General features: G+C 63.8%; 5 protein-coding genes. 4 read left to right on the forward strand and 1 reads right to left on the reverse strand.

Annotated features, from left to right (window positions below; translation table 11 throughout):
• The first annotated feature begins 508 nt into the window (after window positions 1–508).
• The gene (locus MFF13_RS26355; protein ID WP_283205812.1) at window positions 509–4429 is read left to right on the forward strand and encodes a beta strand repeat-containing protein; all 3921 of its coding nucleotides are present in this window, start codon (window positions 509–511) and stop codon (window positions 4427–4429) included.
• Window positions 4430–4719: 290 nt separating this feature from the next.
• Here the strand turns inward: MFF13_RS26355 and MFF13_RS06335 are convergent, their stop codons facing one another.
• Window positions 4720–5748, reverse strand: coding sequence for a helix-turn-helix domain-containing protein (locus MFF13_RS06335; protein WP_238271418.1), 1029 nt, complete (start codon window positions 5746–5748; stop codon window positions 4720–4722).
• Between the two features lie 232 nt (window positions 5749–5980).
• Between MFF13_RS06335 and MFF13_RS06340 the strand changes: the two genes are divergently transcribed.
• From MFF13_RS06340 to MFF13_RS06350, 3 genes are all read left to right on the forward strand, one after another.
• On the forward strand, window positions 5981–6733 hold the full coding sequence (locus tag MFF13_RS06340; RefSeq protein WP_238271471.1) for an IS6 family transposase: 753 nt from the start codon (window positions 5981–5983) through the stop codon (window positions 6731–6733).
• A 171-nt stretch (window positions 6734–6904) separates the two neighbouring features.
• On the forward strand, window positions 6905–7552 hold the full coding sequence (locus tag MFF13_RS06345) for a ParA family protein (protein WP_238271473.1): 648 nt from the start codon (window positions 6905–6907) through the stop codon (window positions 7550–7552).
• Window positions 7552–7926 carry a hypothetical protein gene (locus tag MFF13_RS06350; RefSeq protein WP_238271475.1) on the forward strand — a complete coding sequence of 125 codons (375 nt, stop codon included), beginning with the start codon at window positions 7552–7554 and terminating at the stop codon, window positions 7924–7926. Before MFF13_RS06345 ends, MFF13_RS06350 begins: the two co-directional genes overlap by 1 nt.
• Window positions 7927–9344: the final 1418 nt, after the last annotated feature.

A 9344-nucleotide genomic window follows, 5' to 3' on the forward strand; every position in this document is an offset into this window, starting at 1 on the left:
CGGCCGAGACCGTGAAACGGGGATCATGCAGCCTCGCCGTCGGCAACATCGCGGCGCTCGCGGGCGTGTCCGAGACCAGCGTCCGCAACGCTCTGCGCGAGGCCCGGCGACACGGCCTCGTCACCGTCGAGGAACGCCGACTGGCCCGCTTCCGGAGCGACACAAACGTGGTCCGCATCGTGTCGGCCGAGTGGACGGCTTGGCTCCGGCTGGCCCGATCCGGCGAGCGCAGTGCCGTACCGCGTCAATCAGGGGGTGGGTGCAGATCCCCGCAGGGCACGAATACTCCTGTTTCCTACCCTGTGAATTCTGAGAATAGGAGACCGCCAAAGAGGCTGCCGACATGGCAGGATCGCCTTCATGGCGGTCCCTCCCGAAACTCTACGTGGGTGGCGGAGCCAACGATCGTCATGGGGCCGTCATTGCCGACGCCTAACCGAGGCGGTTTCAGATCCGCGGAGCGCCGACCGGCGTAAGCGTACGGATCCCATTCCGGACAAACCCAATTATGCCGCAAACGATTCAGCCCGGATCACAGAGCACAACCTTCACGATCGGATCCGCCGATACCTACACGCTGGCGGCCGGATCGGCCCGGACACAGACGGCGTCGACGGCGATACAGGCGACGGTCGCCTCCGGTGCCACAACCATCGATATCGAAGGCACCCTGACCGACACGGTATCTGGGCAGCGGGCGATCCGAGCGGCACTCGGCAACGGTCAGATCCTCGTGGGCACGAACGGCATCGTACGGGCGCTTGATGGAGACGCTATCCAGGCGCAGGCCTTCACGGGGGCGAACGCGGCCGTTAGCACCGTCAACCTAATCAATCTCGGCCAGATCCTCTCGGCTACCTCGATCACCGCCATCGGCACGACTGGCGCTACGCCGCCGTCAGCCGCCTATGCGCTGAACTACAACGCCGCGGTCGGTGCGACGAACGCCCCGGCCTCCGACTTCACCAGCGGCGGCGTCATCACCAACGGTTCAGAGGGCAATGCCACGGCGCTAATTCGTAGCGACAGCGGGGATGCGATTCGACTTGGCGCCCACCAGACGCTGGTCAATTACGGCACGATCACCGGCGCCGGGCCGGTCAACGATTCCTCCTCGAACAACAGCTTCAACGCCACCGGCAACACCTCGAACGCGCAGCGCTACGACATCTCGCGCGGCGTCCGGATCAACGCCGCGACCGCTACCAACGACACCATCGACAACCACGGCCTGATCCAAGGCGCTCAGCACGGCGTGGACGTCGGTAACACCGCGGCCACGAACATCCAGGTGGTGAACCAGGCTGGCGCGACGATCCTCGGCCACAACGGCTCCGGTGTCGGTGCCGACACCACCGGTGCCGCGGCCGGCACCGTAGTCGTGACCAATTCGGGCACGATCCGCGGCGAGTATGCGCCGACTTACGACCGGGCCGGTTACGCGACGATCGATGGCGATGGCGACGGTGTCGACGTGGACGGAGGCGCTACCGTCTACAATCTCGCCGGCGGCCTCATCGCCGGCGCAGGCGCGGGCGGCGTGCTGAACGGGCAGGGCGCGGGTGGCTTCGATAGCAACGGCCGAGCGAACCGCAGCGAGGGTCTGTCGCTTGGCGGCGGCGTCGTGGTCAACGACGGCACGATCAGCGGCGCCGACACGGCAATCGTCGTCAACAACGATTCGAACTCTAACGGCAGCCGCAGCGGCGTGGCGGCCACCAGCATCGTCAACGGTGCGACCGGCGCGATCGTCGGCCAGAACGGCTATGCCATCCGCCTGGAGAACAAGACCGGCACGGCTGCGATCGACAACGACACCATCGTCAATGCAGGCACGATCACCGGCAACGGAGGTGTCCCCATCGGCACGGTCCTGCGGCAGGACGGCAATGCCGATCCCGGTACCGTCGGCACCCTGAACGGGGTCGCCTACACGACGGCGGATACCGGCTCCGCCCGCTTCATCGCCGGCGATGGCGCAGCGATCCAGACCGGCGAGGGCCGCGATGCGCTCTCGAACTACGGCACGATCACCGGCAACACCGGCCGGGCGATCAGCCTGGAGGGCGGCGACGACACCCTGAACCTCTACACCGGCGCGACCGTCACCGGCCGGATAGACGGCGGGGCCGGCACCGACATCCTGAACCTGCGCCTCGACGATCGCACGGGCGCGGGCCCGAATAATCTCGGCGCCAACAGCGGGGTGACCACCGGCACACTGGCGGCGATCGTCGGGTTCGAGGCTCTCAACGTCCAGGGCGGTACTTGGACGCTGGCGGACGCACAGAGCTACGCCTCCGGGATCGCGGTCACGTCCGGCGCGGGTCTCGTCGTCGGCGCCTCTGGCTCGATCGTCGGGGCGGTGGCGAACGCCGGTACGCTGACCTTCGCCCATGCCAGCGACCTCGTGCAGGCGGACGTGATCTCCGGGGCCGGATCGGTGGTGCAAGCGGGCAGCGGTGTCCTCGTGCTCTCGGGCGCCAGCACTTATTCCGGTGGGACCACGCTGGTCTCCGGCATCCTCGATCTCGCCGCGGCCACGACCGGCTCCTTCGGCGCCGTCACGGCAGCCGCTGCCGGAACCGGCGCGATCCGTTTCACCGACGGCGCCCAAACGCTGCGCATCGAGGGCGTGGCGCTAGGAAGCGATGCGGGTTTCGCCAACACCATCGCAGGCTTTGCTGCCGACGGCGACGTTATCAACCTGCGCGGCATCGGCCAAACGAGCACGGCTATGTTCGATTATGAGAGCAATGTCCTGACGCTGGCCGATGCCCTTGGTACGCGTGCGACGCTGCATTTCACCGGCTCCTATGCCGGTGCTCAGTTCTCAGCGGCCTCCGATGGCGCCGGCGGTACGCAGGTGACGCTGAGCCTACCGACGCTCACCGTCACTGCAGCACTTGCAAGCGACACCGGCGTGTCAGGCACTGATAGTCTCACGACCGACCCGACTGTAACAGGTACCGCTGACGCTAGTGCGCTCGTGACGTTCTCCGAAAACGGGACAGTGCTTGGTTCTGTTACGGCCGATGCGCAGGGGCACTACACATTCGGTTTTCGCGATGGATCGGGCACCGCCCTCCTGGCCGACGGCGCCCATGCCATTACAGTCACTGAAACCACCCTCGGCGCGACCGTTGCTGCAGTCCAGCCGGTGCGCCTTATCCTCGATACGGCTGCGCCGAGCCTGCAGGCGGATGCGGCGGCTGGGACCGGGGTGGTAACGACGTTGACCGGCAACGTCCTCGCGAACGACAGCGACGCATCGGGCCTTCACGTCGTGTCCCTACAGTTCGCCAGCACCCCATCTGTCGCGGTACCTGAAGCCGGTACGACACAGGTCGACAGTACGAACGGCACCCTGATGATCGCAGCTGATGGCAGCTACAGCTACCATCCGACAACGGCCGGCCAAGCGATGTTCATCGAGACGGTGGCGGATGCGGCCGGCAACACCAGCCAGACGACACTCACTCTCGACGTTGCCAAGGCTGCGATCCCGGCGGCTCTGAGCTTCGGTTTCGCGCTGACCGATGCACACTTCGATTTCAGCAGCGGTCACGATCTCGTAACTGCGCCCAACGGCATGGTCACGGATCTGACCGGTGTCGCCACCATCAGCTTCACCGATGGCACGGTGAAGGGAAATGATGGCTCACCGCTCATCGACGACCTGTTCTACGCTGCCACCAATCTCGACGTGTGGCGGGCTCACGTCGATCCGGATCAACATTATGCAGATTTTGGCTGGCATGAGGGTCGTGACCCGAACGCGGAGTTCTCGACCACCGGCTATCTCGCGGCCAACGCGGATGTGGCCAAGGCAGCCATCAACCCGCTGACGCACTACGATCAGTTTGGCTGGAAGGAAGGCCGCGACCCGGCGGCCAACTTCGACAACGAGCTGTACCTGTCGCACAATCCGGACGTGAAGGCGGCCGGTGTCGATCCGCTGACCCACTACCTGACCTTCGGGCAGGCGGAAGGTCGGCAGGCCTACGCCGCCGTCGGTAAGGCTGGCGATCTGGGTACGCATCCGGGCTTTGACGCGGAGTACTACCTTCTCTCGAACACGGACGTGGCCAAAGCGGCGATCACGGCTGGCGGCGACGGCTTCGTGTTCGCCTACACCCATTACGAGACCTTTGGCTGGCACGAGGGCCGCAACCCGAACGCGGTGTTCGACACCAAGGGCTACCTCAATGCCTATGCCGACGTGAAGGGAGCCAACGTTGACCCGCTGACGCACTACGATACCTTCGGCTTCAAGGAAGGCCGTGATCCGTCAGCCAGCTTTGATACCAAGATGTACGAGACGGCTTATGCCGACGTGGCCAACGCTCATGTTGATCCGATGCTGCACTACCTCCAGTTCGGCGCTCTCGAAGGCCGCAGTGCCTTCGCGGATGGTAAGTTCGGCTGAGGCTGACTGTACCGCTTCAAGACAATCGAGGACGGCCGGGGCAGCGATGCTCCGGCCGTTTTCTTTGGTCCTCCGCGACCTGTGGGTCTTTGATCTTCTCGTCGGGCAAACGATCGGATTACCGACATGTCGTTTAGGTTGCTATTGAGCCAACTCAGTCATTTAAACCAGGTATCCCGCTTTCCAACCGATCGGCGTCGATCGGCCGGAAGAAAGAACGTACCAATATTTGATTCGGCCCGCCGGCAATTAAATCAATAGCATTACAGATCTTAGCCAACTGCAACCATTCAATCGTTTATAATGCCGTACCAATCCCGCATTCGCCCTGGGTGTAAAGCTTGAGCGACCGAGATTCCATCATCTCGAAGAGCCGCCCGAAACTGATCCGGCGATTGTCCATAGATTTCCTTGAATGCACGTGAGCCGTGACTGATACTTGAGAAACCGATCTTTTCCGCGAAAAAGCCGATAGAGTTTGCTGTGTCCTTTCGGGATATCAGCAGTCGCAGGCGAGCGGCACGCCGACGCTTGACGATCGTTTCGACGCCACCGACGGCTTGCATTGCACGATACAAAGAAGATCGGGAAACACCGATGCTACGAGCGACAGCGTCGGAGCTCAAATCTGCCGCGAGGTTGTTGTCGATGAATATTTCCGCCCTGATACGCCGCGATAACTGCAAATTGCTTTCGCCGACGGCGTCACTGTAGGCCGAATCCGATCTTCCCTGGACCTGGCCAAGCATACTGGTGATGACGTGACCTACCCCGGCGGCCGAGGTTTCCGGGAAACTCGATGCGCAGCGGATGAAAGAGAGCACGGCTTGGCCGAGCGAACCTTTCTCACCCTTGGGAAGGATGCTTCCATGCAGATGGCGTACGTCTGGCGCGACAGCCTCGACTTGATCACGGGCCAAGATGACCGTGACGACATCACCGTCGTCCACGATCGACCGCATCGGTTGGGTCGCATCGAAGAGAACAGCGTCACCCGGGACAAGACGACGCTCCTCCCCAGGCCGACCGCTCACGACCCGGCCGGATCGTAAAACTTGAAGATAGTAGTGCTCGAAACCATCGCGCCGAATATGCGCAGGATCACGCCTATGGTCGGCGCCGATGAGTTGCCTATCGTACAGCGTCAAGCGGCCGAAATGTTGCGCGGCGATGGTTGCTTCGAATGTATCGCCGAGGAGGTATGTCGCCGCTCCGCTCGACTGGATCATATCATGGTAGAGGCCGAAGCTGTCAGCCGACACACGGCTCAAATGCCTCCGCTGGGGATTTATCGCCTGCGGGATGCCTGAACTTGTCATACTCTCGTCAGTCGGAGCGATAGAACACGTCCATCGTTTAGCAGGATAGCCGGGTTACGGCCAAGCCACGCTCATGCCGCGCTGATCCCGACGTCCATAGGCCGATCCCGAAATCGCCTCATGGACATCGGTAACGAGTCCCGGGGGGCCTGTCGCAAATGCGAACGTGCCTTCGTTCACGGATCGTTAGCCATCTCTGACCAGCTTGCCGCCTCCGCCCTGGAGCCGGCCCATGATCCTGCACGCCATCGCTGCGAAGTTGAAGCAGCGGGCCAAGACCGACTTCAAAGGCCGTCACTACGAGGCGACGCTCATCGTACAGGCCGTCTCCTGGTACCTGCGCTATCCGCTGAGCTACCGCGACATCGAGAAGCTATTCCCGGAGCGTGGCCTGGAGGTCGATCACAGCACCCTGAACCGCTGGGTGCTGGCCTACGCGCCATTGATCGAGAAGCGGCTGCGGACCTTCCGCAAGGCGCATTGCGGCTCGGTCCGCATCGACGAGACCTACATCAAGGTCCGCGGTGAGTGGCGCTACCTCTACCGGGCCGTCGACAAGCACGGCAATCCAATCGACTTCCTGCTGACCGCCAACCGCGATCTCGATGCCGCGAAGCGGTTCTTCCGCAAGATGCTGCAGGATCAACCGCTGCTGGCCCCGGACCGGATCGGCACGGATGGCGCCGGCACCTACCCGCCGGCCATCGCCGAGAGCCGGAAGGCAGGCCTGCTGCCCCGCACGCCGGTCCACTACGTCACGAAGCACCTGCAGCAGGGGATCGAGAGCGACCACTTCCGGGTGAAGCGGTCGATGCCGCGAGTGGGCGGCTTCCGCTCGTTCAACACGGCGCGGCGCACGATCCAGGGCTTCGAGGCCATGCTCTGGCTGCGCAAGGGCTTCGAGTTGGCCGGCGCATGGACGGTGCGCGAACAGAACCGGCTGCTCGCAATCTGCTTCGGACTTCCTCAGGCGAACAAAGGGTGAAAGCCGGACGCCAGAGGTCGTTCCGCGTCTCAGATCAGAGTTTGCGACAGGCCCCTTGGAATGGCGCCCACTTCGTTTACGGATCGTTAATTGTAAGGTGCCCTCCTGATCGCTGCATGAAAGATAGCGTCTTGCTTGTAGATGGGCGCAATCAGGCGGACAGGTTGCGGTATGGCGAAATTGATAGGTCTGGCGTCGACCAAGGGTGGGGTTGGGAAAACCACGATCTGCCTCAACCTCGCCGCGGTCCTCTCCCGGCGGGGCGCGCGCGTCGTGGTCCTCGATGCTGATCCAGCCGGACATGCTGCCGCGGTCGCGGAGATCGGCGCCCTCCCCTTCGAGGTTCGGCCCCTGCTTCTGGAAGAGGTGGAACCGAAGGCGGTCGCGGATTGGACCAGGGCGGTGCGGGGCACCGACGCCGACTTCGTGATCCTCGACGCGCCTGGTGCGCTTGGTCCAGCCTTCGGCGCGGTTCTAGCAATCGCTGACATGGTGCTCGTACCGGTCGGCGCTTCCATGCTCGATATCCGCGGCGCAGCCGAGACGGTCGGGATCGTCCGACGCCACCGTAAGGCAGGCGGACGAGGGCGACCCGATATCCTCGTGGTGCCGTCGCGGGTAGACCGTCGAACTGGATCAGGGCGCGACGTTGTCGGCACGCTCGCCGGTCTCACCGAACCTGTAGCCCCACCGGTGACGTTGCGAGCGATCGTCGCCGACAGCCTCTCCGCTGGCGAACTGGTCCCAGCCGACAGCCCCTCGGGCTTAGAATTCGCCGCGCTCGCCGATGCGGTCCGTGTTCGATTGGAGACCCTGTAATGGCCGCCAAGCCCCGCAACCGCGCCAGCCTTGATGCCGATGCCGTCGCGCGCATGATGCGCGAGCAGGATGAGCCGGCCGAGGCATCAGCTCCAGAGATCCCGCCGGTTGCATCAGAGCCCGAGCCCGCCGTAGCGTCACCCGTGCTGGCCGGACCGGCGGTGCTCACCCCCCGTGAAACCCCGGCATTCGATCCGGGCAAGGTAGATGGGCGTACTCTGCGCCGCACCGGGCGGGAGCCCTTCGCCACCCGGATCAAGCCGGAGACGCATGAAGCGCTCCGGCGGATCGCCTACCACCGGCGCATCACGATTGCAGAGGCTCTGGAGCTTGCAGTTGCCGCATACGATGCGGCTAGAAAGCTGCCTGCATGATAGGCGCAAGATAACAGCCTGATGCCAGGATGTTGGATGCTCAAGGCTTGGTGGTGAGCGCAACGCGGTCGCTGGTCGCCCGATCGACACATCGCGGAAGCCCCGATCAAGCGTCCAACCGACAATCGAATCTGCGTGCATGATTGCCGCAAGATAGTTTCTTGATAGACGCCTGCCTATCTGACATCGTAGGAGACGTTGACTTGGCGGCTTTGCCCAGACGACATGAGCTGTTCCGGCTCAGCTCGCCCAACGGCGAGTCGGGTCGGCATCAGGAGAGATGACCGCCGCGACGTAGACCTTGAAACGACTACGGCCCCCCTGTCGCCAAACAGGAGGGCCGCAAAATCGAGATGGCCTTGTGAGGCCGCAGACGATGCCCCTCACAAGCCACATGACCCCCACGGGAGTCAAGCGGGAACGCCAATTCCTGCATCGATAAGTCGTGCCTTGTGCCTGCCGCGGCCCGAGAGGGCTGAGGACGATGTTCTATGAGGAAATCCGCCGACAGGCGCAGGCAGCCCCGCGCGCCGCGTTGCCGGCTGTCACGTCCACGCTGTGGAAGGCGTTCGGAGAGGGGCACCTGTCCGAGGCCGAAGCCGAGGCGCTATCGGGGTTGATCGAAGCCCGGCAGTTACCCGAGCGTCCCGCGGGCTTATCTGAGCGTCCCGCAGGAGGCACCAGGAGCTGCGTCGGCTCTCGCCCGCGCACGGATGCCTCAATGGCCCGCCGTCGCCGCTGGGCAGCCTCTGGACGGCTTCCGCCGGCCATCGCGGCACGGTTCACCCTCGCCGAGCAGGCGGTGCTCTCACTCATCGCGGCTGAGACCGCCAAACGGGGCGACTGCCGGCTAACCGTGGGGCACATCGCGGCGGTTGCAGGCGTTTCCGAGACGACAGTGCGCACGGCGATCCGCGAGGCCCGCAAGCTCAGCATGGTGACGGTCGAGGAACGACGGCTTGCCCGCTTCCGCAACGACACCAACGTCGTCTGCATCGTGTCGCGGGAATGGAGGGCTTGGCTGCAGCTAGCCCGAACCGCGGAACGCCTCACCGTAGGGCAAACAGGGGGTGGGTGCAGATCCCCGCAGGGCACGAATACTCCTGTTCCTTACCCTGTGAATTCAGAGGGTTGGAAACGGCAAAAGGGCTGCCGAGGAGTGGAGGCCAGCTCTGCCGATAAGGCTAGATCAGAACCTTGTAGGTATGATGGCCCCGGTAGAGCCATCAGGTAACACCACAAAATTGGGCTTCGGCCTGACTGGCGCGGTACTTATCGAGCGTACGAGTTAGACCCAGGCTGCATACGCCGGGTGCGGTGCCGGCCGTCAGACTCGACTGGGTAAGCATGCCCGCTGCGTACTGCCTCTTCGACGTTACGCGGACCCGCAAGCCCTTTCTGATCCTCCCCCGGTTCCA

The sequence above is a fragment of the Methylobacterium cerastii genome, from assembly GCF_022179125.1.
GTDB classification, from domain to species: domain Bacteria; phylum Pseudomonadota; class Alphaproteobacteria; order Rhizobiales; family Beijerinckiaceae; genus Methylobacterium; species Methylobacterium cerastii.

Excerpts from the sequence above, each read along its gene's own strand:
- MFF13_RS06340 (WP_238271471.1), top strand. The coding sequence starts at position 5,981 with ATGATCCTGCACGCCATCGCTGCGAAGTTGAAGCAGCGGGCCAAGACC.
- MFF13_RS06345 (WP_238271473.1), top strand. The coding sequence starts at position 6,905 with ATGGCGAAATTGATAGGTCTGGCGTCGACCAAGGGTGGGGTTGGGAAA.
- MFF13_RS06335 (WP_238271418.1), bottom strand. The coding sequence starts at position 5,748 with ATGACAAGTTCAGGCATCCCGCAGGCGATAAATCCCCAGCGGAGGCAT.
- MFF13_RS06350 (WP_238271475.1), top strand. The coding sequence starts at position 7,552 with ATGGCCGCCAAGCCCCGCAACCGCGCCAGCCTTGATGCCGATGCCGTC.
- MFF13_RS26355 (WP_283205812.1), top strand. The coding sequence starts at position 509 with ATGCCGCAAACGATTCAGCCCGGATCACAGAGCACAACCTTCACGATC.